The organism is Streptomyces sp. NPDC003393 (assembly GCF_053589015.1).
Window position 1 is genome coordinate 16,079 of sequence record NZ_JBSFRB010000007.1, and the last position, 25,491, is coordinate 41,569.

Below are 25,491 nucleotides of genomic sequence, written 5' to 3' on the forward strand. Positions count from 1 at the left end.
TAGCCTGCCGGGGGTGCCGGGGGCGTGGTTGGAAGCGCGTCAGTTCGCGTACTGCACTGGCGCTCTCCGCCGGCAACGACCGTACCCGTGCCACATCGAAGCGACGGTGCCTCGACTGCGACGGCACCGGCAAGGAGTGAGCACGGATGACCTACTCGATCGACCGCTACCCCAGTCCGGACTCGCCGCGGCTCGGGGCGATGACCTTGCATCCGACCGCGGAGTCCGTCCCCCGGGCCCGGCGCTGGTTCCGGAAGTTCATCGCCCCGTACAACCCGGCCTGCTCCGTCGACGACTGCGCGCTGATGATCTCGGAACTGGTCACCAACGCCATCGCCTACGGCAGGGCGGATGACCCGTGGCATGTCCGGGTGGAGTGGTTCCGTGAGGGGACCTCGCTCCGCGTCGAGGTGCACAATCCGGGATTCCCGGCCAACGTGCGGATGCGCCGGCCCGACGCCAACGACGCTCACGGGCGCGGGCTGCTCCTGGTCGACTCCATTGCCGACTCGTGGCACTCGGGTCCGAGCCGCTTCGGCGGGACGGTCGTGACGTTCTTGGTGGCCGACGCCTGGCCGTCATGAGATGCGGAACCCCGTCTGTTCTGACGCTCGGAGTGTCGTTAGTCTGGTTGACCAGTTGACTTGGCCAATCCCGACAGGCGGCGCGCATGGCGTATGAAGTGCAGGCACCGAAGTACGTACGCCTCGCCCAGACGATTCAGCGCCGCATCGAGGACGGCACGTATCCGCCCGGCACGCGCGTTCCCAGTGAGAATCAGCTGGTGCAGGCGTTCGGGATGTCCCGGCCGACCGTCGTGCGAGCCCTGGAGTTGCTGAAGCGGGACGGCTGGCTGGAGTCCCGTCAGGGGTACGGCACCATCGTGCGCGGGCGCCCGGCCGTCGTCGAGCAGAAGGACCGGCGCGGGCGCGAGGCGCTGGAGCGCGACGAGTCCCGTACTCCGGGACGCCTCGTCGAGGTCGGCGAAGTTCCCGTGCCTTCTCGTGTCGCCTCCGCGCTCGGACTGCCGAAGCGCGCCAAGGCCCTCATGCGTCGGTTCCTGGTCGAAGAAGAGGGCGAAGCCGTCGAGCTGGTCGCGTCCTACTTCCCCGCCGGCCTGGTCGACGGGACCGATCTGGCGAGCGGTGACGCACTGAGCGGCAGCTTCCGTGACCACATGGAAGCGCGGAAGAAGGTCCGGTTCGACCATGCGACGGAACGGGTCTCGGCTCGACTGCCCGACGCGAGCGAAGCTGGCTTGCTGGGGCTGCCCGAAGGGGTGCCCGTCCTCAGTGTCCTGGTCATCGCCTGCGATGCCGCGGGGCAGGCATTGCAGGTCTCTGACGTGCTGCTGCCTGCCGGCCGGCAGGAACTCGAAGACACCTACCGCTTGAACTGAGCCCACTTCGGGGCCAGTTCTGTCCAGTTCGCACTTGACAAGTCAACCTGGCATTTCTGGCTTCGAACTTGCTAAGTCAACCTGTCAGGTGATGGGTTGGTCGACTCAGAAGGAGAGAAATCCCTGTGCGTGTGATCCGCATTGACGCCTCGTCCGCCACGATCCTGCTGACCGAGGCTCCCGCGCCGAAGGTGCGCGACCGGCAGACCGGTGAGGTCGCCAAGGACGCCGTGACCGGTGAGGCGCTGATGACCGTCGGCGTCGTCTACATCGACGAGGGCGAGTCGTCGCTCCTCCAGGTCACCGTCCCCGAGAGCGGCGTGACGGAGGGCCTGACCGTCGGCGCCCCCGTTTCGCTTCCGGGGCTGGTGGCTCGGCCCTGGGAGAGCGTGTTCAACGGGCAGCAGCGGCACGGCATCGCCTACCGGGCCACCGCCGTTGCGCCGGGCGCCTTCCCGATGGCCGAGGCGGGCTGATCGACGTGACGGACCTGGTGACGGTGGCGGAGCTGGGCGGGTCGCTCGCTGCGATAGGCGGCGCGGCCTACGTCCGGCACGCTCACCCGGCGGCGTACTGGGCCACGGTCGGACTGCCGGTCTCGGTGGCCCGGCTGGTGGCCTCGTACTCCTCGACCATGGACGCCTGCGGCCTGACCGTCCAACCGTCCCGGTGGCGTGCACTGGCCGTCAAGGCGACCACTCGCCGTGAGGTCCGGCCCGTCCCGCCCCGCCGGGGCCTGATCCGGCCCACCTCGACCGGTGTCCGGGTCCGGCTGCGGCTGGCTCCGGGGCAGGAACCGGCGGACGTGGTGGCCTCGACCGAACGGCTCCGGCACGCCTGGGGTGTGCACGCCGTGTACGTGAAGGACGTCAAGCCCGGCGTCGTCGAACTCCGGCTCGTCGGCTTCGACGTCCTGAGCAAGGTACGGATGCCGCGTCGGATTGGCGGCGGGCTACTGCGGGTGCCGGTGGCTCTGCGTGAGGACGCGACCGCGTTCGTCCGCGACTACCGGGCCGTACCGCATGAACTCGTCCTGGGCGCCACGCTGTCCGGCAAGTCCATGTACCTGCGGAGCCTGCTCACCGGGCTGGCGGCTCAGCCCGTTGTCCTCGTCGGCATCGACTGCAAGCGCGGGGTCGAGTTGGCGCCGTTCGCCGCCCGGCTCTCCGCGCTGGCGACCGACCCAGAGCAGGCGGCCGAGCTGCTGCCCGTGCTCGTGAAGGAGATGGAGGACCGTTACGACCTGGTCAAGGCCCGGCAGGGCATCGCCCCCGGTACCCCGGACGAGGAGGTCACCTCCGACATCTGGGGCCTGCCCGAGAGTGAACGGCCCGCGCCCATCGTCCTGTTCATCGACGAGGTGGCCGAACTCTTCCTCGTCGCCACGCGGAAGGAGGAAGAACGGCGGGACGAGATGGTCACCCAGCTCATCCGGCTCGCCCAGCTCGGCCGCGCCGCCGGCATCTACCTGGAGGTGTGCGGGCAGCGCTTCGGCGCCGAATTGGGCAAGGGCGCCACCATGCTCCGGGCCCAGCTCACCGGCCGTGTCTGCCACCGCGTCAACGACGAGCCCTCGGCCAAGATGGCGCTTGGCGACATCGCCCCTGACGCAGCGCTCGCCGCCTGTGCCATCGCCGCCGAGCGGCCCGGCCTGGCTGTCGCGGGCGACACCTCCGGCGGCTGGTCCCGCATCCGCACCCCGTACCTGCCCCTGGCCGACGCTGCGGCGACCTGCCGGGAGTCGGCGCACCTCGCCCCGGAGGTACCGGCGCTCACGCCGTTCCGGCCCTACGTCCCGCCCGTACCCATGCCCGTAGAGGGCCCCGGGCCGGTGACCGCTCCGCACCCGGTCGCCGAGTAGCCACCACACCCGATCCAACGGCCGCGCGGCCGTCCCGCGCCAAGTCCCTACCCCGCCATGCCCGAAAACGGAGAGGAACGCTCGTGACTGCCTCGATGGCCTTCTACGCGGACGGCAACACCACCATCCGCCTCAACCAGTACGGCACGGCCCGTCCACCGATCCTCACCCTGGACGGTGAGGGCCACACCCTGGCCGTCTCGGCCTTCGCCAGGGTGCCCGTCGCCGATCACCTGGCCGTCGCCCGTGAGCTGTCGGCTGCGTGCGCGGAGTACGTCAAGGCGTTGGAGACCTACGCCGCTGCCCTGGCCGACCGCGAGAAGGAACAGGGCGCGGAATCGTGAAGCGGCTGACCGTCCGCCCGGACGCCGTGGTCGTGCAAGCCCTGATCGCCGCCGCGCTGTCCTTCGCCCACCTTCACGACCTGGCCTCGGCCGCCGGGCAGCACGGCTGGAAGGCGTGGGCCTACCCGGTGTCCGTAGACCTGCTGTTGGTGGCGGCCTGGCGGCGGCTGCGTTCCGGCGGGGCGAAAGCGGCCGGGTGGTGCTGGTTCCTGGTCGCGTTGACCGCGTCGCTGGGCGCCAACGTCGCCACGGCCGGGCTGCTCGACCTGGGCGCGGTACCGGCCTGGCTACGCATCCTCGTCGCGGGATGGCCTGCGGTGGCCTTCCTCGGCGGAACCCTGCTCGTCCACGGCCCCCCGAAGCCGGAAGATCCGCCGGCCTCGACCGAAGGCAGGGCCCCGGTTCCTCCCTCGGCCCCTGAGTTGCCCGCTGTGGAACCGGAACCGGCTCCGCCCTCGACAACCCCCGTCCCGCCCGCCCTCGTTGCCCTCGCTCGCAAGGTCGCCGACGAACACCGCGCCCGCACCGGAACCGCCATCGACACCTCGACACTCCGCGCCCGGCTCGGCGTCCCGCTGCCGCTCGCCGAAGCCATCGCAACCCACCTCACCTGAACCCGGAGGAACGCCCTCACATGCGCCCGTCCACGCTCCGCGCGCTGAAACGCGCCGCCGAGCTGACCCGACAGAACCGCCTCACCGAAGCCGTACTGATCGCCGAGCCGGTGATCATCGCCGCCGACAGCTACGAGGGCGACGAGATCCTTCGCTGGCTCGCCGACCACGTCACCGACTTCACCGGCGACGACCCGAAGGAGACCCGCTGATGTCCGCCAACCGCCGCTTCCGCCACGTCGTCCGCATCGGTCCCGTCCAGGTCGGCACGTACTACGACGGCCGGGGCCGGGAGAAGCACACCGCCGCCTGCACGGCGCCGCGCTGCGGCTTCTCGACGGACTACGACAGCCGCGCCGCCGCCGAGCTGGCCGCCCGCACGCACCGCTGCGCCGTCCGCTGAGGGAGCTCCCGTGACCGTCTCGCTTCCGCTCGTCTTCGTCCTGGGCGTCATCGCCTGGGCCGCGATCAAGTTCCTCGGCGTCCGGCTCTGGATCGCCGTCGTGATCGCGCTGTTCGGCTTCTGGCTCTCGCACACCTTCCTCGCCCCCGCCATCGAGTCCGGCACCCGTTCCGGGGTCGGCGTCGTCGACGGCACGCAGAAGTGACAAGGAGGTCCGCCATGTCCCGCCCCAAGCTGTCCGACGTCCCGACCCTGCCCACCACGACCGTCACGCCCCAGCCGATGCAGGCTCCTGCCCCTTCCGCCGGCCGCCCGGTGGCCCCGTTCGTGGGTGTCGGGGTCGGTGCGGTCGCCGCCGTGGTCGTCGTCGGCATCGTCCTGACCGCGCTCCTGGCGGCGGTAGCCGTCTCGGCCGTGTCCGTGGCCATCGCCGCCGTCGTCCTGCGCTCCCTCGTCAGCAAAGCGCACAAGCACTGACCGGCCGCCGGGGCGGCAAACGCCGCCAATCATCCCGCCGCCCCGGGGCCGTCCCTCTCAACCGCCGAACGCAGTCGAAAGGAAGTCCCATCATCACCCGGCAGACTCCGCCCCCGCTGGCGGAACTCTCCATGCTGGCCTCGCTGGGCACCCTGCCCGAGCTGGGCCGCCAACTCTCCGGTCTGGGCGGCTGCACCCGCCCCGTACGACTCGACGGCCACCGCACCGCGTACGCGGTCGACAAGAGCACCGGCGAGATCGGGCGCGTCCTGCACCATCTGGACTCCGCCGCCCTCCCCGCCGGTCACCTCCTCGTCCGGTGCAACAACCGCCGGGCAACCCGGTGTGCGGCCTGCGCCGAGACCTACCGCCGCGACACCTACCACCTGATCACCGCCGGACTCCGGGGCGGCAAGGGCACGCCCGAACAAGTGGCGACTCACCCGCGGGTCTTCGCCACCTTCACCGCCCCGAGCTTCGGCCCGGTCCACAACCGCCCGTCCAGCGGCCGGGCCTGCCGCTGCGGGAACCGCCACGACGAGCAGGACCCAGCCCTGGGCACGCCGCTGGACCCGGACACCTACGACTACGAAGCGGCCGTGCTCTGGAACGCGCACGCCGGGGATCTGTGGCGGCGCTTCTCCATCTACCTCCGTCGGGAGGTCGCCAAGAGGGCCGGACTCACCCAGCGGTCCTTCCGCGACCATGCCCGCGTCTCGTTCGCCAAGGTGGCCGAGTACCAGAAGCGGGGCGCTGTGCACTTCCATGCGGTCATCCGCCTCGACGGCCCGGAAGGCGGCGACACCCCGCCCCCGGCTTGGGCGACGGCCGAACTGCTCGCCGACGCCATCCGTGCGGCCACCCTCGCCGCCCGGGTCGACGGTCCGGAGATCGACGGTCGGGCCCACACCTTCACCTTCGGCCGTCAACTCGACGTCCGCACGATCCGCTCGGCGGACTTCGACGACGGTCAGGAGCTGACCGAGCGGGCCGTCGCCGCGTACATCGCCAAGTACGCTACCAAGGGCGCCGAGACCGCGACGGGCACCCTGGACCGGCCGATCCGCTTCCTCGCCGAGCTGGCACACGCTCGCATCACGGACCACCCCCGCCGCATGATCCGCACCGCCTGGGCACTTGGCGCCCGCCCCGAGCTGGCGCACCTCCGCCTGCGGGCCTGGTCCCACATGCTCGGCTTCCGCGGCCACTTCTCCACAAAGTCCCGCCGCTACTCGACCACCCTCGGCGCCCTGCGCGACGCCCGCGCCGACTGGCGCCGCGCCCAAGCCGCCGCGCCCGTCCCGCAGGACGGCGAAACCACGCTCGTCCTCGCGCACTGGATGTTCGCCGGAACCGGCCTCTCCGGTGCCGAAAGCTGGCTCGCCGCCACCCTTGAACCCGCTTCCGGAACGGAAGGAGAGCCGACCGCATGAACGACCGTTGCCTGTCCGTCGACCAGGTCGCCGAACTGCTCGGCACCTCGCCCCGCTTCCCGCGGCGGCTCATCGAGGAACGGCGCATCCGCTACGTGAAGGTCGGTCGGCACGTCCGCATCCCTGAGAGCGCGGTTGCGGAGTTCATCGACTCCCACACGGTCCAGCCGTTGAGGCGTCCCCGGGCGCGCTTCGGGGGGGCTGCCTGATGGCGAACGACAAGGGGCGGCGGCGCCGCTTCGGTGCGATCCGGCGGCTTTCCTCCGGCCGGTACCAGGCGCGCTATCCGGGCCCGGACGGCGTCATGCGCCCGGCTCCCTTCACTTTCGAAACGACCGCCGACGCGGACGACTGGCTTGCCGAGAAACAGACGGAGATCCGCCGGGGTGAGTGGCGCGACCCTGAGGCAGGCGCGGTGAGTTTCCGGGCCTACACCGACAAGTGGGTCGACGAACGGGAGCTCGCGCCGCTCACCCGTGACCTGTACCGCTACCTCCTCGACAAGCACCTGCTCGCCTTCGCCGAGTCGGACCTGGACGAGATCACCGCTCCGCGCGTCCGTGAGTGGCGGGCCGATCGGCTGCGGAACGCCAACGCCAGGACAATGACGGCCAAGGCGTACCGACTGCTCAAGGCCATCATGGAAACGGCGGTGGATGATGAGCTGATCACGCGCAACCCGTGCCGGATCAAGGGCGCGGGGAAGGAGAGGGCGGCTGAGCGGCGCATCGCGACCGTCGCCCAGGTCGACGCGTTGGCCGACGCCGTGGGGATGCGGTGGCGGCTCATGGTCTACCTCGGCGCGTACGGTCCGATGCGTCCGGAGGAACTGGCCGGCCTCCGTCGTCGGGACGTCGACCTCGACAACTTACGCATCCGGGTCCGTCTCGCCGAGCCGGAACGGATGAACGGGCGGCGAGTCCAGGGCGACACCAAAACCGAGGCAGGCACCCGGACTGTGATTCTTCCCGCGTTCCTCCGCCGGGAGCTCCGCTGGCACCTGGAGAGCTACGCCGAGCCTGGCCCGGACGGGCTGATCTTCGTCGGCGAGAAAGGGGCTCCGTTCCGGCGCAGCACCTTCGGGCGGAAGTGGCGACGGGCGCGGGAGATCGTCGGCATGCCCGAGGGCTTCCGGTTCTACGACCTCCGGCACACCGGGCACACACTGTCCACGCGGTCGGGCGCCACGCTCAAGGACACGATGGTGCGCGCCGGGCAGTCCTCCGAGAAGGCCGCGCTGATCTACCAGCACTCCGACGAGGAGCGACAGGAAGAGGTCGCCGCCGGCCTCGACGCCACCGTCCGGAAGGCTCGTGCTGAGGCTGCCAAGAAGGCGACCGAGAAGTCTTCTGGCACGAATCTGGCACGCGACGAGTGATCACCGTGCACAGCAAAAAGGCCCGGGTCTCTGACCTGGGCCTTCTCCATGGAGCGGGTGACGAGAATCGAACTCGCGCTCTCAGCTTGGGAAGCTGATGTTCTACCATTAAACTACACCCGCGTAAGACACCGACGTGGTCGGTGTCCGGTGCTCGCTCACTCTACCTCATCCGTGGCCCCCGGCGTTGATCGCCGTCGGGCCTGTCTTGTTTCGCGGGGTACGACGGCTGCGGGTGAACGGAGTTGGGGCGTACGGTGGAGGGGTGGGGGAGGGTGTTCGTGGGGGCGGAGTGCCGCCTGGAGGGTCGTCTCTTTGATCCCGTAGTGTGGCTTTTGTCGTCAGGTGGCAGAAGGCCAGGCGCGGTTCTGGGGAAGGGACTTGAGGGCTTGATGGAGCGCACCGTCGTCCGTTGTGCCGAGGGGCACGTGTTCAGCACCGCTTCGTTCCCGATGCAGCAGGCCGAGCGGCTCGGTCCCGGTCGGCTCGTGAGGTGTCCGCGGTGTGCCCGGCTCCGCAGTGCGGTGCCGGTGACCTTGCAGAAGCGGTAGGAGCGGCGCAGGAGCGATCGGCGCGGCAGCAGCCGTGCGATGCGGCGCGTGGGGTCGTCCTGATTGTGGGGGCTCCGCGCGCCTTGCGTATCCTCGGGGCGTGCTTCTCTCAGACAAGGACATCCGGGCCGAGATCGATGCCGGGCGGGTACGGATCGATCCCTTCGACGAATCCATGGTGCAGCCGTCCAGCATCGACGTGCGCCTCGACCGCTATTTCCGGGTGTTCGAGAACCACCGCTACCCCCACATCGACCCCTCCGTGGAGCAGCCGGACCTCACCCGGCTCGTCGAGCCCCAGGGGGAGGAGCCGTTCATCCTGCACCCCGGGGAGTTCGTGCTCGCCAGTACGTACGAGGTCATCACGGTTCCCGACGACCTCGCCTTCCGGCTGGAGGGGAAGAGCTCGCTCGGGCGGCTCGGGCTCGTGACGCATTCCACCGCCGGGTTCATCGACCCCGGGTTCTCCGGGCATGTCACGCTCGAACTGTCCAATCTGGCCACCCTGCCGATCAAGCTGTGGCCGGGGATGAAGATCGGGCAGCTGTGCATGTTCCGGCTCAGCTCGCCCGCCGAGGCCCCCTACGGCAGTGAGCGCTACGGCTCCCGTTACCAGGGGCAGCGCGGACCCACGGCTTCGCGTTCCTACCTCAACTTCCACCGGACCCAGGTCTGAGGGGCACCACCGACATGAGCGACGTACGAGAGAACCTCACCTACGAGCAGTTCGGCACCGCCGTCCGCGAACTCGCGCAGACCATCGCCGACGACGGGTACGAGCCGGACATAGTGCTCAGCATCGCGCGGGGCGGTGTGTTCGTCGCCGGTGGGCTCGCCTACGCCCTCGACTGCAAGAACATCCACCTGGTGAACGTCGAGTTCTACACCGGCGTCGGGACCACTCTCGAGATGCCCGTCATGCTCGCGCCCGTGCCCAACGTGATCGACTTCTCCGACAAGAAGGTGCTGATCACCGACGACGTCGCCGACACCGGCAAGACGCTCAAGCTGGTCCGCGACTTCTGCCTGGACACCGTCGCCGAGGTGCGCAGCGCCGTCATCTACGAGAAGTCCCACTCGCTGGTGAAGTGCGAGTACGTCTGGAAGCGCACCGATGACTGGATCAACTTCCCGTGGAGTGTCCTGCCCCCGGTCCACAGGCTGGGTGCGGCGCCCAAGGTGAACACGGAGGCGCTGTAGGGCCGTCGGCCGGCGGTGTGCCGGATCGTTCACGCGTGCGTCTCCGAGTTCGCCGCAAAAGGTGAATGCGGCCATATTGACGTACAGTGGTCGTCGTGTGGCTGACGGTAACGGCAGTGGCATGGTGGACGGTCCGCATGGAAAGACCGGCATGGAAGTCGGTCATCGCCAGTGCTCTGGCTCTTCCCCTCGCGCTGGGCGCGTCCCCCGCACACGTCGGCCCGTCGGCGGACGCCCGTGGAGGCCTGAGCGAGCCACGTTACGTCGCACTCGGTGACTCGTTCGCGTCCGGCGTCGGCGCCGGTGAATACATCGCGTCCAGTGGTGCGTGCTCCCGCAGCCCCGGTGCGTACCCCGCCCTCTGGGCCGCGGCGCACCGCCCGAGCGAGTTCGAGTTCGTCGCATGCAGCGGTGCGACCACCGCTGAGGTTGCGATATCAGGTGCCGTTGCTCTCCCGGGCCACCACGCTCGTGACTCTGACGATCGGGGGCAACGACATGGGCTTGTCCCGGGGGATGGAGGCGTGCCTGCCGTCCGACAGCTCGGACGCCGACTGCGATCGGGCACTCGAGGAGGCGGAACGCGTCCTGAGGGAGGAGCTGCCCGGCGCACCGACGGCCCAGCACGTAGATTCGCGGCGAGCGGGCGAGCGGCGGGGAATCCGGCACGTCATCGCGGAAGCCGCGCGGCTGCGCCGATGCCCCGAGGGCGTTCCTGGAGGTGAGGGCGCCTCCTGAGAGGATGGCGCGGGCCGTCACACCAATGAGGGGTGGAGCATGCTCGTGCTCATATTGTCCGTCGTCGTCCTGCTCGTCATCGGCGGCTGTGTCTGTGTCTACTGGTCGGCCCGGGGCGACGCTCCTCGCTGGGCACGTGGTGTGGCCAGGGCGACGCTGCTCGGCAGCGAGCTGGTTCGCAGCGCGAACCGGAATTCCCGCCCGCGGCAGAGCGGCGGGGACGACTGAGGACACCGTCCGGCGGATCACGGGGGAAGTCGTGATCCGCCGCATGACCGGCGGTTCGGCCGCGTTCCTCCACGTCCGCGCGTCCGCGCCGTCCTGCACCCGTACGCGCCACGGCTTACGCGCCGCGCACCCGTCAGAACGTGCCCAGTTTGACGATCGACAGCAGTGCGATCAGCTGGATCGCCGAAGCGCCCAGGGCCTTCGGCCAGGGCAGGTCGTGGGACCGGCTGACCATGAGGGTCAGCAGGGCGCCGCCGGCCACCCAGGTGGCCCAGCCGAGCAGCTGGACGAAGCCCGCGTCGCCACCGAGGAACAGGGCGACGAGCAGGCGCGGCGCGTCCGTGAGGGACATGATCAGCATGGACAGGCCGACCGTGGGCTGCCAGGCGCCGTCGCCGCCGAGCTGGCGGGCCAGGGTGTGGGTGACCACGCCCAGGACGAAGGCGCTGATCACCATGGCCACGGCCGTGACCAGGACGATCGGGATCGCGTTGGAGAGCGTGGCGTTGATCGCGTCCTGCCGGGCGCCGTCGAAGCCGAAGACCGCCAGCAGGCCGTAGAGGAACGTCACGATGAGGGCGGGACCCCACATCGTGTAGTCGCGCATCTGGAGGAAGGTCTGCCGCGGGGACAGGACTATGCCCCGCAGGAGGTCCTTCCAGCGCAGGCGCGGGCCGATCGGGCCCGCCGGGGCCGAGCCCGCGCGGTACATCTCGCCCTGGCTGTAGGGGTCCTCGCCGATCGCGAACGCCTGGGTGTGCCCGGGGTTGTTGGCCGCGTACGGGTCGGGGCCGCCCTGCGGATGGGCGCCGCCGTCACCGAAGTACTCGGGCTCGCCGTGGCCGCCGCCGTTCGCCTGGGGCCAGGGGCCCGCGGCCGGCGCGCCGCCTCCGTAGTGCGGTTGCTGCTGCGGGTACGGCTGCGACGCCTGCGGGTAGCCGTACGGCGGCGCCTGGTGGGGCGCCCGCTGTCCGTAGGCGGGGCGTTGGGGGCGCGCTTGCGGGGCCCGGTCGTCCCGGCCGCCGTGTCCGATCCTGAATCCAGCCACGTCCTCGAACGTACCTGGTCCGGTACGGCCGCGTGCCGGGTCCGGGGGTTCGGGGCCGGCTTTGCGGCCGAGCTGTGACATCCCCTAAGGGGAGGGCCGGACGGCTCTCCTACCTGGGTACCGGGGCGGTGTCGGGGACGCGGTCAGGGGCCGGGAAGTGGTGCCGTCGAGGGCTGGGCAGCGGGTGGGCGGGGTATCCCCGGGCCGCTGCGGCAGCGCAGCGGGCAGGGTGGCCCCATGAGCGTAGTCAAGATCAACGTGCTGACGGTGGCCGCCGAGCAGCGGGAGACCCTGGAGAAGCGGTTCGCCTCGCGTGCGCACGCCGTGGAGAACTCCGACGGGTTCGAGTGGTTCGAACTGCTGCGTCCCGTGGAGGGCACCGACACCTACCTCGTCTACACCCGGTGGCGGGACGAGGAGTCGTTCCAGGCCTGGATGGAGGGGCCGATGAAGGCCGCTCATCAGGGGCGTTCGGGTGAGGGCCAGGAGCGGCCGCAGCCCGCCGCCTCCGGCTCGACCCTGTGGTCCTTCGAGGTGGTGCAGCAGGCCGCGCCCAAGAGCGCGTAGGCCCGGACCCGCCGGTGCCGGTACAGGACGACGCCCCCCTGCCCGTACGCGTACGACGGGCAGGGGGGCGTCGGTCGTCGACCGGGCGGGCGGCCCGGCTCACCGGCTCCCGCCCCATCGGCTCCTACTTCACCGGCTCCGGTTCCGGGGCGCTCTCGCTCGCCGAGTCGCCGGCCGGGTCGACCGGGGTCCTGACGGAGTCCAGCAGGAGTTGGGCGACGTCCACGACCTGGACGGACTCCTTCGCCGCGCCCTCGTTCTTCTTGCCGTTGACCGAGTCGGTCAGCATCACCAGGCAGAAGGGGCAGGCGGTGGAGACGATGTCCGGGTTCAGGGACAGGGCCTCCTCGACGCGCTCGTTGTTGATGCGCTTGCCGATCCGCTCCTCCATCCACATCCGGGCGCCGCCGGCGCCGCAGCAGAAGCCCCGCTCCTTGTGGCGGTGCATCTCCTCGTTGCGCAGGCCCGGGACCTTGCCGATGATCTCGCGCGGGGGCGTGTAGATCTTGTTGTGGCGGCCCAGGTAGCACGGGTCGTGGTAGGTGATGAGGCCCTCGACCGGGGTGACCGGGATCAGCTTGCCCTCGTCGACCAGGTGCTGGAGCAGCTGGGTGTGGTGGATGACCTCGTAGTCGCCGCCGAGCTGCGGGTATTCGTTGCCGAGCGTGTTCAGGCAGTGCGGGCAGGTGGCGACGATCTTCTTCGCCGACTTCGGCTTCTTCGACTCGGGCGTGACCTTGCCCTCGTCGTCCAGCTCCTCGCCGAACGCCGTGTTCAGGGCCATCACGTTCTCCATGCCGAGCTCCTGGAACAGGGGCTCGTTGCCCAGGCGGCGGGCGGAGTCACCGGTGCACTTCTCGTCGCCGCCCATGATCGCGAACTTCACGCCCGCGATGTGCAGCAGCTCGGCGAAGGCCTTGGTGGTCTTCTTGGCGCGGTCCTCCAGGGCGCCCGCGCAGCCGACCCAGTACAGGTACTCGACCTCGGAGAGGTCCTCGATGTCCTTGCCGACGACCGGGACCTCGAAGTCGACCTCCTTGGTCCACTCAAGGCGCTGCTTCTTGGCCAGGCCCCAGGGGTTGCCCTTCTTCTCCAGGTTCTTGAGCATCGTGCCCGCCTCGGACGGGAACGCGGACTCGATCATGACCTGGTAGCGGCGCATGTCGACGATGTGGTCGACGTGCTCGATGTCCACCGGACACTGCTCCACGCAGGCGCCGCAGGTGGTGCAGGACCACAGCACGTCCGGGTCGATGACGCCGTTCTCCTCGGCGGTGCCGATCAGCGGGCGCTCGGCCTCCGCGAGGGCGGTCGCGGGCACGCCCGCCAGCTGCTCCTCGCTCGCCTTCTCCTCGCCCTCCATCGTCTTGCCGCCGCCGGCCAGCAGGTACGGGGCCTTGGCGTGCGCGTGGTCCCGCAGCGACATGATCAGCAGCTTGGGGGAGAGCGGCTTGCCGGTGTTCCACGCCGGGCACTGCGACTGGCAGCGGCCGCACTCGGTGCAGGTGGAGAAGTCCAGCAGGCCCTTCCAGGAGAAGTGCTCGACCTGGGAGACACCGAAGACGTCGTCGTCGCCCGGGTCGGTGAAGTCGATCGTCTTGCCGCCGGAGGTCATCGGCAGCAGCGCGCCGAGGGAGGTCTCACCGTCGGCGTTGCGCTTGAAGAAGATGTTCGGGAACGCCAGGAAGCGGTGCCAGGCCACACCCATGTCGGTCTTGAGGCCGACCACGATCATCCAGATGAAGGAGGTCGCGATCTTCAGGCCGGCGAAGAAGTAGGTGAGGTTCTGGAGCGTGGAGACGTCCATGCCCTTCAGCCCCGACACGACCGGGTACGAGATGAAGAAGGAGGCCTCGTAGGAGTCGACGTGGTGCTGGGCGCCCTCGAGGGCGTGCAGCATGAAGATGCAGACGCCGACGATGAGGATGACGGCCTCGACGAAGTACGCCTGGCCGAAGTTGGAGCCCGCGAAGCGGGACTTGCGCCCCGGCGTGCGCGGGTGGCTCAACTGGCGGATCGCGATCAGGACGAGGATGCCGAGGACCGTCATGGTGCCGATGAACTCGACATAGACGTTGTACGGTGCCCACTCGCCGATGACCGGCAGGATCCAGTCCGCCTGGAACAGCTGCCCGATCGCGTTGACGATCGTCAGCAGCAGGGTGAAGAAGCCCACCGCCACGAACCAGTGCGCCACCCCGACGACGCCCCAGCGGTTCATCCGGGTGTGGCCGAGGAACTCCCGGGCCACGGTGATGGTGCGCTGTGCGGGATCGTTGGTCCGCGTTCCGGCCGGTACCGACTGGCCCAGCCGCATGAAGTTGTAGATCTGCAGGAGGGCGCGGCCGAACAGTGCCACGCCGACCACGATCAGGACCAGCGACACGATGATCGCGGCGAGTTGCATTGGGGCTCCTGTGAGGCGGCCTCGAAATTACTAAGCGGTAACTTATGCAGTCCGTCTGAGACTACCTTCATCCTCCGTCGCAATGTAGCGGGGTGCGGGGTGATCTGGGTCGCTGAGGGTCACCTGAGAGGGCCCTGTTGATCCAATTCTGTCCTGATCGTGTTATTCACACCCAATCGATCGATATACCTCTAATTTAAGAACCGTGCTCTACGGGATCGCGACCGCCACCTCCGCTCTCCTCCTCGCCGCCGTGCTCTCGGCCCTGCTCCGGGTGCCCGCGCTGCGCCTGGGGATGGTCGACCGGCGCAGGGTCCGGCCGGTGCCGCTGCTCGGCGGGGCGGCCGTGGTGGTCAGCACCTGTCTGGTCGCGGCGGCGGGCGGCTGGACGGGTGCGGCACCGCTGAGCGACGACGTGAGCAGGTTGCTGGCGGCGGGCGCGGGGGTGGGCGTGCTCGGGCTGGCCGCGGACGTCTGGCGGCTGAAGACGCGGTTCCTGCTCGTCGGCACGGCCGTCGCGGCGGCCTGCGTGGTGCCGTACGACGAGACCGGGCTGCCGGCGGGGCTCGCCGCGGTGGCCTGGATCGCCTGTGTGACCGCCGCCTTCCGGGGGCTGGACCACGCGGACGGCCTCGCGGGCACGGTGGGCGTGCTCACCGCGTTCGGCGCGGGCGTGTGCGCGGCGGCCGAGATGATGGACGACCTCGCGGTGCTGCTGAGCGTGCTGGCCGCCGCCCTCACCGGCTTCCTGATGCACAACTGGCATCCGGCGCGGATCGCCTTCGGCGCGTGCGGCTCCCTGTTCACGGGCTTCGTGCTGGCCGCCGCGGGGGTGCTGGTCCGTACCGGGTACGAGGCCGGGTCCACTTGCGCCGTGCTGTTCGCGCTCACCGCCATGGCCACCGCGGACGCCGTCCTCGTCGTCCTCTCCCGGCGGCTGGCGGGGCGTCCGGTGCACCGGCCCGGCCCCGACCACCTCGCCCACCGGCTGCGCCGGCTGGGGCTCACCCCACCGGGCGCGACGATCGTGCTCGGCGCCGGGACGTTCGCCGCGGTGCTGGTCGGCGCGCTGATCCACGCGAGCTGGCTGGCACCGGTGGGCGGGCTGTGGCTGGCGGGCGCGGTCCTGGCGGCCGTCCTCGGCCTGTTGTCGGTCAAGGTGTACGGTCCGCGCCGCCTCGCCGAACCGCACCCCACGGCCACCAGGCCCGGTGCGACGGGGACGTACGCCACGGCCACCAGGTCCGCCACGACGGGGTCGTACGCCACGGCCACCCGAGCGCGCGCGGGGGCGGAGAGCCAGGGCGCCGGCGCGCGGTCGCGGCCGGCGGCCGGGGGCTACGGCACGGCCACCCGCTCGCGTACGGTCGAGGGGTACGGCGGGTACGGCACGGCCGCCCGGTCCGGTCCCCGTCCCGCCGATCCGTACGGCACCGCGGTGCGGTCCGCCGTCGACGCGGGAACCTCGCGCACCCCGGTGGTCGTGTCCCCTTCCGAGGGGCTGCGCACCGCCGGTGCGCTTCAGTCCCCCCAGATCCCCGGGGATTCGCGAACCGCTCATATCGCCCGAAGTCGACGCGCCTTCGCCTCGCGGATCCTCCCTCCAGGCCCCGCTCGTCAACCTGAATATCCCGCCGCATCGCCTCGGCTGTCCACGTTTTCCCAGGTCAGAGGGGTCTTGCGTGTAAGGGATGGATAAGAGTTGAGTCGGTCTGGCTCAGGTCTGTTGACCCTGATGGATGGGTCGTGCACACTTGAGTCCGTTCCACTCAAGTCGCTGGAGGAATTCACCATGGCACGTGCGGTCGGCATCGACCTGGGCACGACTAACTCCGTCGTCAGCGTTCTGGAGGGCGGCGAGCCCACCGTCATCACCAACGCAGAGGGCGCCAGGACCACGCCGTCCGTCGTCGCCTTCGCGAAGAACGGCGAGGTGCTGGTCGGCGAGGTGGCCAAGCGCCAGGCCGTCACCAACGTCGACAGGACCATCCGGTCGGTCAAGCGCCACATGGGCACCGACTGGAAGATCAACCTCGACGGCAAGGACTTCAACCCGCAGCAGATCAGCGCGTTCGTGCTGCAGAAGCTGAAGCGGGACGCCGAGGCCTACCTGGGCGAGAAGGTGACCGACGCGGTCATCACCGTCCCGGCCTACTTCAACGACGCCGAGCGCCAGGCCACCAAGGAGGCCGGTGAGATCGCCGGTCTGAACGTGCTCCGGATCGTCAACGAGCCGACGGCCGCCGCCCTGGCGTACGGCCTCGACAAGGACGACCAGACCATCCTGGTCTTCGACCTCGGTGGCGGCACCTTCGACGTCTCGCTGCTGGAGATCGGCGACGGCGTGGTCGAGGTGAAGGCCACCAACGGCGACAACCACCTCGGTGGTGACGACTGGGACCAGCGTGTCGTCGACTACCTGGTCAAGCAGTTCCAGTCCGGCCACGGCGTCGACCTGTCCAAGGACAAGATGGCCCTCCAGCGTCTGCGTGAGGCGGCGGAGAAGGCCAAGATCGAGCTGTCCTCGTCCACCGAGACCTCGATCAACCTGCCCTACATCACGGCCTCCGCCGAGGGCCCGCTGCACCTGGACGAGAAGCTCACCCGGGCTCAGTTCCAGCAGCTGACCGCGGACCTCCTGGAGCGCTGCAAGACGCCGTTCCACAACGTCATCAAGGACGCCGGCATCCAGCTCGGCGAGATCGACCACGTCGTCCTCGTCGGCGGCTCCACCCGTATGCCCGCCGTCGCCGAGCTCGTCAAGGAGCTGACCGGCGGCAAGGAGGCCAACAAGGGCGTGAACCCGGACGAGGTCGTCGCCATCGGCGCCTCGCTCCAGGCCGGCGTCCTCAAGGGCGAGGTCAAGGACGTCCTGCTGCTCGACGTCACCCCGCTGTCCCTCGGCATCGAGACCAAGGGCGGCATCATGACCAAGCTGATCGAGCGCAACACCACGATCCCGACCAAGCGCTCGGAGATCTTCACCACGGCCGAGGACAACCAGCCGTCGGTGCAGATCCAGGTCTACCAGGGTGAGCGCGAGATCGCCGCGTACAACAAGAAGCTCGGCATGTTCGAGCTGACCGGCCTGCCGCCGGCCCCGCGCGGGGTCCCGCAGATCGAGGTCTCCTTCGACATCGACGCCAACGGCATCATGCACGTGACCGCCAAGGACCTGGGCACGGGCAAGGAGCAGAAGATGACCGTCACCGGCGGCTCCTCGCTGCCGAAGGACGAGGTCGACCGCATGCGCGAGGAGGCCGAGCGCTACGCGGAGGAGGACCACAAGCGCCGCGAGGCCGCCGAGACCCGCAACCAGGGCGAGCAGCTCGTCTACCAGACCGAGAAGTTCCTCAAGGACAACGAGGACAAGGTCCCGGGCGAGATCAAGACCGAGGTGGAGTCCGCCGTCAGCGAGCTCAAGGAGAAGCTGAAGGGCGAGGACACCGCCGAGATCCGCACCGCCACGGAGAAGGTCGCCGCCGTCTCCCAGAAGCTCGGCCAGGCGATGTACGCCGACGCCCAGGCCGCGCAGGCCGCGGGCGGTGCCGGTGACGCCGGTGCCGGCCAGGCGAAGGCCGACGACGACGTGGTGGACGCCGAGATCGTCGACGACGAGCGCAAGGACGGTGCCGCGTGACGGAGGAGACCCCGGGCTTCGACGAGCAGCAGCCGCAGCAGCCCGACGTCCCCTCCGGCGCCACCTCCGACGACGCCGAGCCGAAGGCCGCCTCCTCCGCCAAGGAGGAGGGGGCGGCCCCGGCCGGGGACGCCGCTCAGTCGGCCGGTCTGACGGCCCAGCTGGACCAGGTGCGTACGGCGCTCGGCGAGCGCACGGCGGACCTCCAGCGGCTCCAGGCCGAGTACCAGAACTACCGCCGCCGGGTCGAGCGCGACCGGGTCGCGGTCAGGGAGATCGCCATCGCGAACCTCCTGACCGAGCTCCTGCCCGTGCTCGACGACATCGGGCGCGCGCGGGAACACGGCGAACTGGTGGGCGGTTTCAAGTCCGTCGCCGAGTCGCTGGAGAGCGTGGCGGCCAAGATGGGACTGCAGCAGTTCGGCAAGGAGGGCGAGCCCTTCGACCCGACGGTCCACGAGGCGCTGATGCACTCCTACGCCCCGGACGTCACCGAGACGACGTGCGTGGCGATCCTGCAACCCGGGTACCGCATCGGCGAGCGCACCATCCGCCCCGCGCGGGTGGCGGTGGCCGAGCCGCAGCCGGGCGCCCAGACGGTCAAGCCGGCCGAGGAGTCCGGCACGGCCAAGGGCGACGCGCAGGGTGAGGCCGGCGACGCCGGCGAGGGCAAGGACAGCGGTGGCCCCGAGGAGGGCTGACGGCGAAGGCGCCATAGGCACCACGGCACCCGCGGGTGCCGTGGTCGCCCCGGGCGTGGTGAGTGACGACGCAGGAAAGGAGGGACGTCGGGGATGAGCACCAAGGACTTCATCGAGAAGGACTACTACAAGGTCCTCGGCGTCCCCAAGGACGCCACCGAGGCCGAGATCAAGAAGGCGTACCGGAAGCTCGCCCGCGAGTTCCACCCGGACGCCAACAAGGGCAACGCCAAGGCCGAGGAGCGCTTCAAGGAGATCTCCGAGGCGAACGACGTGCTCGGTGACCCCAAGAAGCGCAAGGAGTACGACGAGGCCCGCTCCCTGTTCGGCAACGGCGGCTTCCGCCCCGGGCCGGGGGCGAGCGGCGGCTCCTTCAACTTCGACCTGGGCGACCTCTTCGGTGGGGGCGCCCAGGGCGGGGGCGGCTTCGGCGGCGGAATCGGTGACGTCTTCGGGGGCCTGTTCAACCGGGGCGGCGCGGGCGCCGGGACGCGCACGCAGCCGCGGCGCGGCCAGGACATCGAGTCCGAGGTCACGCTGAGCTTCACGGAGGCCATCGAGGGCGCCACGGTGCCGCTGCGGATGTCCAGCCAGCAGCCGTGCAAGGCGTGTTCGGGCACCGGCGACAAGAACGGCACACCGCGGGTGTGCCCGACGTGCGTCGGGACCGGGCAGGTGGCGCGCGGCTCGGGCGGCGGCTTCTCGCTGACCGACCCGTGCCCGGACTGCAAGGGCCGCGGCCTGATCGCGGAGAACCCCTGCGAGGTCTGCCACGGCTCGGGACGTGCCAAGTCGTCCCGGACGATGCAGGTCCGCATCCCGGCCGGCGTCAACGACGGGCAGCGCATCCGGCTGCGCGGCAAGGGCGCACCGGGCGAGCGCGGCGGGCCGGCCGGCGACCTGTACGTCGTGGTGCACGTCGGCGAGCACCCGGTCTTCGGGCGCAAGGGCGACAACCTCACCGTCACCGTGCCGGTCACGTTCGACGAGGCGGCGCTCGGCGGCGAGGTGCGGGTGCCGACGCTCGGCGGACCGCCGGTGACGCTGAAGCTGCCCCCGGGCACGCCGAACGGCCGCACGATGCGGGCCCGTGGCAAGGGCGCGGTCCGCAAGGACGGCACCCGCGGGGACCTGCTGGTCACCGTCGAGGTGCGTGTTCCCAAGGACCTGTCGGGGAAGGCTCGTGACGCGCTGGAGGCGTATCGCGAGGCGACCGCGGGCGAGGACCCGCGGGCGGAGCTGTTCGAGGCCGCGAAGGGAGCATGAGGGAGATGGACGGCCGCCGTCGCAACCCGTACGAACTGACGGAAGACACACCGGTGTACGTCATCTCCGTGGCCGCTCAGCTGTCCGGACTGCACCCGCAGACCCTCCGTCAGTACGACAGGCTGGGCCTGGTGTCCCCGGACCGCACCGCCGGACGGGGCCGCCGCTACTCGGCCCGCGACATCGAACTGCTCCGCCAGGTGCAGCAGTTGTCGCAGGACGAGGGCATCAACCTGGCGGGCATCAAGCGGATCATCGAACTGGAGAACCAGGTCGCCGCGTTGCAGTCACGGGTGGCGGAACTGCAGGCGGCCGTGGAGGGCGCCGCTGCCACGATGCGCCAGCGTGAGGCCGCCGTCCACGCCTCCTACCGCCGCGACCTGGTCCCCTACCAGGAGGTCCAGCAGACCAGCGCGCTGGTCGTCTGGCGGCCCAAGCGGCAGCAGTCGGACTGACGGCCCGGGCGGCGTACGCGGGGCGCACACACGCGGATTCAGGGGCCGGGAGGCGGACAGTCTCCCGGCCCCTCGCCGTGCCGGGGCACGGCTGCCCTCCGGGAGTGCCGCCGTCGACGGGAACCTGACCGCCCATCGGCGTTCGCCGTGTCCGGGGACGGCCCCGCACGACCGGTGCATGGCCGAGTTCGCTCGGTCGGTTGTGCGTTCCGTTCGCGCACTCGGCCGATTGGACGGATCTTTACCGGTCGATGAATCTTCGTTGAGTGGAGGGTCCGTAAAGGGCGTTTGGAGAGGGTTCGGTGAGGCTTCGCAGGCTCTTCACGCAGGAAGCGGAGCGTGGTGTTGTCATCTCGTTAAGTGGTTCCGCTTGACGGCGGTGGTCGCCTCCGCGTTGGCTTTTCAGTCACCTGGGTCGCAATGCTGCGTCCTCGTCCGGAAGGCACCAGAAGTGAGCACCTCGATGCGTCGTATCGCCATAGCCGTGGCCGCGCCCACGCTGACCTTCTCGCTCGCCGCCTGCGGGGCGCTCGGTGGTTCGGGGAGCAGCGCCGACGCGAGCCCGACCAAGGGCGACGATGTGAAGGTGGGTCTGCTGCTGCCGGAGACCGCCAACACGCGCTACGACAAGTTCGACGCACCCATCATCAGGAGCAAGGTCGCCGAGCTGACCAAGAAGCAGGGCGTCGTCGACTACGCCAACGCCGGGGCGAACCCCTCCAAGCAGGCCGACCAGATGCAGCGGATGATCGACGAGAAGGTCGACGTCATCCTGCTCGACGCCGTCGACTCCCACGCCATCGCCCCCATGGTGAAGAAGGCCAAGGACGCCGGCATCCCGGTCATCGCTTACGACCGGCTCGCCGAGGGCCCGATCGACGCGTACATCTCCTTCGACAACGAGCTGGTCGGCGAGGTGCAGGGCCGCTCGCTGCTGGAGGCGCTGGGCTCCAAGGCGGACAGCTCCGACAAGATCGTCATGATGAACGGCTCGCTGACCGACCCGAACGCCAAGCAGTTCAAGCAGGGCGCCCTCAACCAGCTGAACGGCAAGGTGACGATCGCCAAGTCCTACGACACCACGAAGTGGAAGCCGGAGATCGCCCAGGCCAACATGGCCAAGGCGATCAGCCAGATCGGCAAGGACAACATCGCCGGCGTCTACTCCGCCAACGACGGTCTCGCGGGCGGCGTCATCAAGGCCCTCAAGGACGCCGGCGTCACCAAGCTGCCCCCGGTCACCGGCCAGGACGCCGAACTCGACGCCGTGCAGCGCATCCTGACCGGCGAGCAGTACATGAGCGTGTACAAGTCCTACCCGACGGAGGCGGAGAACGCCGCCGAGATCGCCATCGCCAAGGTCCAGGGCAAGGACATCCAGTTCGACGCCCTGACCCGCGACCGGGTCGACAACGCCGGCCGGAAGGGCATCCCCGCGCAGCTGGTGCCCGTCGTCGCCCTGACCAAGGACAACATCAAGGAGACGGTGCTGGCCGACGGCATCTACAAGGTGTCCGACATCTGCACCCCCGCGTACAAGTCGGCCTGCTCGGCCGCGAAGCTGCAGTAGGGTCCGGTCGCCCCGGCCGCGTCCTGGGCGGTTGTCCGCGACGCCCCCTCCGAGGGGCTGTGCACACGGGTCGAAACCGGTCGTTCCCGGTGTCCGGGGTAGGGGGAGCCGTGTTGCACAGCGGGTCCCGGCCGCGCATAGTTGCGCTGCGAAGACGCGGAAGCCGGGGGTGTGATGGGGCATGGCCGGGCGCGGGACTCAGGAGCATCCACACGGGGCCGACCGATTGTGCGAGGCCGGGGACCGTGTGTATTCCCGGGCCGTACGGCGCGGACGGGTGCCGCGCCGGGACGCCGATCCGGTGCCCTGCCTGCTCGAACTGGGCCTGCTGCACCCGGACCCCGACGACATGGACTACCTGGTGCCGACCGCGCCGCAGGAGGTCATGACCCGCCTGCTGCGCGGGATGTACGAGGAGATCAGCGAGAGCCACCGGCGGGTGGGCTCGGTGGTGACGGCCTTCGAGCGGTACGCGGGGCTGGGCAGCCGGGCCCCGCAGCCCCAGGCCGCGCCCGAGGGCACGGCGATCCGCGTCCTGGACGGCCTGTCCCGCATCCAGGCCGCCATGGACGAGGCGACGGAGGCGTGCCGGACGGAGGTGCTGACCGTCCAGCCCGGCGGCATCCGCCGGGAGCACGAGCTGTCGGAGGGTCTGCACCGCGCACTGGCACTGCGCGGCCGGGGCGTGCGCATGCGCGACCTGTACACACATGTGGCCCGGCACGGCCAGGGGTTGCTGAACTACCTGGAGCTGATGGGCGGCGCGGTCGAGGCGCGCACGCTGGACGAGGTGATCGACCGGCTGATCCTGTTCGACCGCACGGTCGCCTTCGTGCCCGCCAACGCCGACCGCACGATGGCGCTGGAGCTGCGCCATCCGGCGCTGGTGGAGTACCTGGTGACGGTCTTCGAACGGCTGTGGCGGCTGGCGATCCCGCTGACCGCGCCGCTGCCCGACACCGGTATCGAGGGCATCTCCCACCGCGAGCGGTCCATCGCCGCGCTGCTGGCCGAGGGCCACCAGGACGCGGTGATCGCCGAGCGGCTGGGCATCAGCGTGCGCACCTGCCGCGCGCACATCGCCCGTCTGTCGGAGACGCTGGGCGCGGCCAGCCGTACGCAGCTGGGCGTCCGCATCGCGCAGGCCGGCCTGGACGGCCCGCCGGGCACCTCCGGTCCCGTCCCGCTCGGTGTTCCTGGCCAAGGATCCCGGATCGCGCGGTGAGACGGCCGAGCCGAGCCCTGCTCGTGCCGCCCAGCCGGGCGGCGGGCTTGGCGATGTGCTCCCGCGTGACGCCTGCGGTGCGTACGTTCATGCCTCTCCCGGTTCGCCTCGACCGTGGTCGAGGCGATGGCCAGGTTGATGCGCGCGGTACGGCTGAGGATCCGCATCCCGGGCGTGCCGGAGGGTGCTCGTGGTCCGCCGCGCCCGCGCGCGCGGTGTCCGCCGCGTCCGCCGTCCCCGCCGCGTCGGTCGCGCCCGCCTCCCCGCCGTTCAGGGCTCGTCCTGCTTCAGGATCCCGGACCGGGCGATGAGGTAGCCGAGCTGGGCGCGGCTGCCGCTGCCCAGGGCGCCCGCGAGCTTGGCTATGTGGGCCCGGCAGGTGCGCACGTTCATGCCCAGACGGCGGGCGATGGCCTCGTCGACGTGGCCCTCGACGAGCAGTTTGGCGATGGAGTGCTGGATGCTGGTGATGCCGTCGGCGGCGGTCTCGTAGGGGGCGCCCGCGGTCAGGGGCACGGCGCGGTCCCACATGAATTCGAACACCTTGATCAGATAGCGCACGAGGCCGGGGTGGCGCAGTTCCAGGGCCACCTGCTGGTCGTCCCGGGTGGGGATGAAGGCCACCGTCTCGTCGCAGATGATGAGCCGTTCCACCAGTTCGTCGATGGTGCGGTACTCCACCTTGCCGTCGGCGAGCTGCGCCACGTAGGCCAGCTTCTCCGGGTTGTACCTCGCCGTGTGCTGGTACAGGGTGCGGATCCGTACGCCCCGGTCGATCAGGGGCCGGTCGCGTTCCAGCCCTCTCAGCAGGCTGCGCTCGGTGTAGCGGTCGCTCGGCTGGATCGTGAGGACCTCGGTCCGGCACTGGGAGGTGGCCAGGTTCAGGGCCGCGTTGATGCGGTCCCCGCCCTCCAGCACGGTGAGGGAGTCCGTGCTGGCCGTCATGTGCGCGCTGAGGGTCATGAACGGCTCGAAGGCGTCGGCCAGTTGGATCGACATGCGTCTGCGTTCGGCGATCTCGCGCTCCAGCGGGGTCAGTCGCTGGGCCAGCGCCACGGACGCCGGAACCGGGCGCAGCCAGTTCGGATCGTCCGGGTCCGGGTGGAGCAGTGCGAACTCCATGAGGCAGGGGGCGGGTTCGGCCTCGGTGCGGGCGATGCGCCCTGCTCGTAGAGCGTTCGCGTAGAGGCGAGCACCTTCCTCACACATCTCGGTGGCCGCATGGGGATGTGTGTTTTTAGTCTGATTCGTCGCCAAATCTCCACCCCCCAGGGTCCTGAACATGCAGGAACATGATGCATCGATTATGTGGCCATGACGTGCCCGAATGAGCCATCGTCGTACTCGACGGGGGAAGAGGGGACCTTCAAGTGAGGACGAAGCCGACTATGGGCAAGAGAATGCTTCGCTCGGTACTTGTTGCCGCCTTCTCCGCCACTGCGGCCATGGGACTGTGGGCCGGCTTCTCAGGCGAGAAGGGCGACGTTCGGGCGGACACCAGCTGGCCGGCAGTAGCCGAGTCGACCGTAAACGACACGAGTTGGCCGATCGCTCCCGCGGATGGCGACGTGAGGGGATGACGTGACGACTCCTCCCGACGACCGCTCGTTCCGCCGTGAGATGGCTACGGCCTACCGTTCGGGCTGGCACTTCATCGACCTGGTCACCGCACTTCCGCACAGTGGTGACTCGTTGATGGTGACGGTCTTCGGTGAGCCGGTCGTCGTCACGCGGGACGATGACGGAGACGTACGGGCCTATCGGTGCCTGCGGCGGCCCCGTGGGGCGCCGCAGCCCGTACGGTGCGCCGTCCGGTACGGAATGATCTTCGTGAACCTGGACCAGCGGGACCACCGGCAGGTGGCGCCGGAGCCCGCCACCCTACGGACTGCATCAGCCACCCCCCGCAGTGCCTGACGCGATTCCCCCGTCGCAACAGATCGCTCAGGTGCTTCCCCCCGCAGCGGCGTCACCGTGACCTGAACA

Annotated in this window: 29 protein-coding genes and 1 tRNA gene; 26 read left to right on the forward strand and 4 right to left on the reverse strand. The window is 70.1% G+C overall.

Features of this window, described 5'->3' with window-relative positions; translation table 11 throughout:
- Positions 1-146: 146 nt before the first annotated feature.
- The 13 genes from ACWDUZ_RS09440 to ACWDUZ_RS09500 all read left to right on the forward strand — a co-directional run bounded on the left by ACWDUZ_RS09440 (position 147) and on the right by ACWDUZ_RS09500 (position 7,909).
- Complete coding sequence (locus ACWDUZ_RS09440; protein WP_451631219.1) at positions 147-584, forward strand: ATP-binding protein; 438 nt, start codon at positions 147-149, stop codon at positions 582-584.
- An 86-nt stretch (positions 585-670) separates the two neighbouring features.
- Positions 671-1,399, forward strand: coding sequence for a GntR family transcriptional regulator (locus tag ACWDUZ_RS09445; RefSeq protein ID WP_451631220.1), 729 nt, complete (start codon positions 671-673; stop codon positions 1,397-1,399).
- Between the two features lie 125 nt (positions 1,400-1,524).
- Positions 1,525-1,875: an SCO3933 family regulatory protein gene (locus tag ACWDUZ_RS09450; protein ID WP_451631221.1), complete on the forward strand. Its 351-nt coding sequence runs from the start codon at positions 1,525-1,527 to the stop codon at positions 1,873-1,875.
- A gap of 5 nt (positions 1,876-1,880) precedes the next feature.
- A complete protein-coding gene (locus tag ACWDUZ_RS09455) occupies positions 1,881-3,260 on the forward strand; it encodes an FtsK/SpoIIIE domain-containing protein (protein ID WP_451631222.1) in 1,380 nt (459 codons plus the stop codon).
- A gap of 83 nt (positions 3,261-3,343) precedes the next feature.
- Complete coding sequence (locus ACWDUZ_RS09460; RefSeq protein WP_451631223.1) at positions 3,344-3,604, forward strand: hypothetical protein; 261 nt, start codon at positions 3,344-3,346, stop codon at positions 3,602-3,604.
- Complete coding sequence (locus tag ACWDUZ_RS09465) at positions 3,601-4,218, forward strand: DUF2637 domain-containing protein (protein WP_451631224.1); 618 nt, start codon at positions 3,601-3,603, stop codon at positions 4,216-4,218. The genes ACWDUZ_RS09460 and ACWDUZ_RS09465 overlap by 4 nt, the downstream gene beginning before the upstream one ends.
- A 20-nt stretch (positions 4,219-4,238) precedes the next feature.
- The gene (locus ACWDUZ_RS09470; RefSeq protein ID WP_451631225.1) at positions 4,239-4,430 is read left to right on the forward strand and encodes a hypothetical protein; all 192 of its coding nucleotides are present in this window, start codon (positions 4,239-4,241) and stop codon (positions 4,428-4,430) included.
- Entirely contained in the window at positions 4,430-4,621 is a 192-nt protein-coding gene (locus ACWDUZ_RS09475) for a mobile element transfer protein (RefSeq protein ID WP_451631226.1), read from the forward strand. Before ACWDUZ_RS09470 ends, ACWDUZ_RS09475 begins: the two co-directional genes overlap by 1 nt.
- Positions 4,622-4,631: 10 nt before the next feature.
- Entirely contained in the window at positions 4,632-4,826 is a 195-nt protein-coding gene (locus ACWDUZ_RS09480; protein ID WP_451631227.1) for a hypothetical protein, read from the forward strand.
- Positions 4,827-4,840: 14 nt separating this feature from the next.
- Positions 4,841-5,098, forward strand: a complete 258-nt coding sequence (locus ACWDUZ_RS09485; protein ID WP_451631228.1) for a SpdD protein — start codon at positions 4,841-4,843, stop codon at positions 5,096-5,098.
- A gap of 131 nt (positions 5,099-5,229) precedes the next feature.
- Entirely contained in the window at positions 5,230-6,531 is a 1,302-nt protein-coding gene (locus ACWDUZ_RS09490; protein WP_451631229.1) for a replication initiator, read from the forward strand.
- Complete coding sequence (locus ACWDUZ_RS09495) at positions 6,528-6,740, forward strand: excisionase family DNA-binding protein (protein WP_451631230.1); 213 nt, start codon at positions 6,528-6,530, stop codon at positions 6,738-6,740. The genes ACWDUZ_RS09490 and ACWDUZ_RS09495 overlap by 4 nt, the downstream gene beginning before the upstream one ends.
- Positions 6,740-7,909, forward strand: coding sequence for a tyrosine-type recombinase/integrase (locus ACWDUZ_RS09500; protein ID WP_451631231.1), 1,170 nt, complete (start codon positions 6,740-6,742; stop codon positions 7,907-7,909). The genes ACWDUZ_RS09495 and ACWDUZ_RS09500 overlap by 1 nt, the downstream gene beginning before the upstream one ends.
- 49 nt (positions 7,910-7,958) lie before the next feature.
- On the opposite strand, the gene ACWDUZ_RS09505 is transcribed toward ACWDUZ_RS09500, so the two are convergent.
- Positions 7,959-8,032, reverse strand: a tRNA-Gly gene (locus ACWDUZ_RS09505).
- A 528-nt stretch (positions 8,033-8,560) separates the two neighbouring features.
- Between ACWDUZ_RS09505 and dcd the strand changes: the two genes are divergently transcribed.
- The 4 genes from dcd to ACWDUZ_RS09525 all read left to right on the forward strand — a co-directional run bounded on the left by dcd (position 8,561) and on the right by ACWDUZ_RS09525 (position 10,626).
- Complete coding sequence (dcd, locus tag ACWDUZ_RS09510) at positions 8,561-9,136, forward strand: dCTP deaminase (protein WP_451631232.1); 576 nt, start codon at positions 8,561-8,563, stop codon at positions 9,134-9,136.
- A 14-nt stretch (positions 9,137-9,150) separates the two neighbouring features.
- On the forward strand, positions 9,151-9,660 hold the full coding sequence (locus tag ACWDUZ_RS09515; protein ID WP_451631233.1) for a phosphoribosyltransferase: 510 nt from the start codon (positions 9,151-9,153) through the stop codon (positions 9,658-9,660).
- A gap of 441 nt (positions 9,661-10,101) precedes the next feature.
- Positions 10,102-10,398, forward strand: coding sequence for a hypothetical protein (locus ACWDUZ_RS09520; protein ID WP_451631234.1), 297 nt, complete (start codon positions 10,102-10,104; stop codon positions 10,396-10,398).
- A gap of 39 nt (positions 10,399-10,437) precedes the next feature.
- On the forward strand, positions 10,438-10,626 hold the full coding sequence (locus ACWDUZ_RS09525) for a hypothetical protein (RefSeq protein ID WP_451631235.1): 189 nt from the start codon (positions 10,438-10,440) through the stop codon (positions 10,624-10,626).
- 133 nt (positions 10,627-10,759) lie between these two features.
- On the opposite strand, the gene ACWDUZ_RS09530 is transcribed toward ACWDUZ_RS09525, so the two are convergent.
- Positions 10,760-11,755 carry a YIP1 family protein gene (locus tag ACWDUZ_RS09530; RefSeq protein WP_451631236.1) on the reverse strand — a complete coding sequence of 332 codons (996 nt, stop codon included), beginning with the start codon at positions 11,753-11,755 and terminating at the stop codon, positions 10,760-10,762.
- 156 nt (positions 11,756-11,911) lie between these two features.
- On the opposite strand from ACWDUZ_RS09530, the gene ACWDUZ_RS09535 reads away from it, so the two are divergent.
- A complete protein-coding gene (locus tag ACWDUZ_RS09535; RefSeq protein WP_451631237.1) occupies positions 11,912-12,241 on the forward strand; it encodes an antibiotic biosynthesis monooxygenase family protein in 330 nt (109 codons plus the stop codon).
- Between the two features lie 124 nt (positions 12,242-12,365).
- Here the strand turns inward: ACWDUZ_RS09535 and ACWDUZ_RS09540 are convergent, their stop codons facing one another.
- Positions 12,366-14,648 (reverse strand): (Fe-S)-binding protein, encoded by a 2,283-nt coding sequence (locus ACWDUZ_RS09540; protein WP_451631238.1) that lies wholly within the window; start codon positions 14,646-14,648, stop codon positions 12,366-12,368.
- Positions 14,649-14,853: 205 nt separating this feature from the next.
- Between ACWDUZ_RS09540 and ACWDUZ_RS09545 the strand changes: the two genes are divergently transcribed.
- The 7 genes from ACWDUZ_RS09545 (at position 14,854) to ACWDUZ_RS09575 (ending at position 23,505) form a co-directional block, all read left to right on the forward strand.
- Complete coding sequence (locus ACWDUZ_RS09545; RefSeq protein WP_451631239.1) at positions 14,854-16,347, forward strand: undecaprenyl/decaprenyl-phosphate alpha-N-acetylglucosaminyl 1-phosphate transferase; 1,494 nt, start codon at positions 14,854-14,856, stop codon at positions 16,345-16,347.
- 93 nt (positions 16,348-16,440) lie between these two features.
- The gene (gene dnaK / locus ACWDUZ_RS09550; RefSeq protein WP_451631240.1) at positions 16,441-18,288 is read left to right on the forward strand and encodes a molecular chaperone DnaK; all 1,848 of its coding nucleotides are present in this window, start codon (positions 16,441-16,443) and stop codon (positions 18,286-18,288) included.
- Positions 18,285-18,989, forward strand: coding sequence for a nucleotide exchange factor GrpE (gene grpE, locus ACWDUZ_RS09555; protein ID WP_451631241.1), 705 nt, complete (start codon positions 18,285-18,287; stop codon positions 18,987-18,989). The genes dnaK and grpE overlap by 4 nt, the downstream gene beginning before the upstream one ends.
- A gap of 93 nt (positions 18,990-19,082) precedes the next feature.
- Positions 19,083-20,255: a molecular chaperone DnaJ gene (gene dnaJ / locus ACWDUZ_RS09560; protein ID WP_451631242.1), complete on the forward strand. Its 1,173-nt coding sequence runs from the start codon at positions 19,083-19,085 to the stop codon at positions 20,253-20,255.
- Positions 20,256-20,260: 5 nt separating this feature from the next.
- Complete coding sequence (locus ACWDUZ_RS09565; RefSeq protein ID WP_451631429.1) at positions 20,261-20,710, forward strand: heat shock protein transcriptional repressor HspR; 450 nt, start codon at positions 20,261-20,263, stop codon at positions 20,708-20,710.
- Between the two features lie 463 nt (positions 20,711-21,173).
- A complete protein-coding gene (locus tag ACWDUZ_RS09570; RefSeq protein WP_451631430.1) occupies positions 21,174-22,280 on the forward strand; it encodes a sugar ABC transporter substrate-binding protein in 1,107 nt (368 codons plus the stop codon).
- 181 nt (positions 22,281-22,461) lie between these two features.
- Positions 22,462-23,505: a LuxR C-terminal-related transcriptional regulator gene (locus ACWDUZ_RS09575; protein ID WP_451631243.1), complete on the forward strand. Its 1,044-nt coding sequence runs from the start codon at positions 22,462-22,464 to the stop codon at positions 23,503-23,505.
- Positions 23,506-23,775: 270 nt separating this feature from the next.
- On the opposite strand, the gene ACWDUZ_RS09580 is transcribed toward ACWDUZ_RS09575, so the two are convergent.
- Positions 23,776-24,789, reverse strand: coding sequence for a helix-turn-helix transcriptional regulator (locus tag ACWDUZ_RS09580; RefSeq protein WP_451631244.1), 1,014 nt, complete (start codon positions 24,787-24,789; stop codon positions 23,776-23,778).
- Positions 24,790-25,086: 297 nt separating this feature from the next.
- On the opposite strand from ACWDUZ_RS09580, the gene ACWDUZ_RS09585 reads away from it, so the two are divergent.
- Positions 25,087-25,422 carry a hypothetical protein gene (locus tag ACWDUZ_RS09585; RefSeq protein WP_451631245.1) on the forward strand — a complete coding sequence of 112 codons (336 nt, stop codon included), beginning with the start codon at positions 25,087-25,089 and terminating at the stop codon, positions 25,420-25,422.
- Positions 25,423-25,491: the final 69 nt, after the last annotated feature.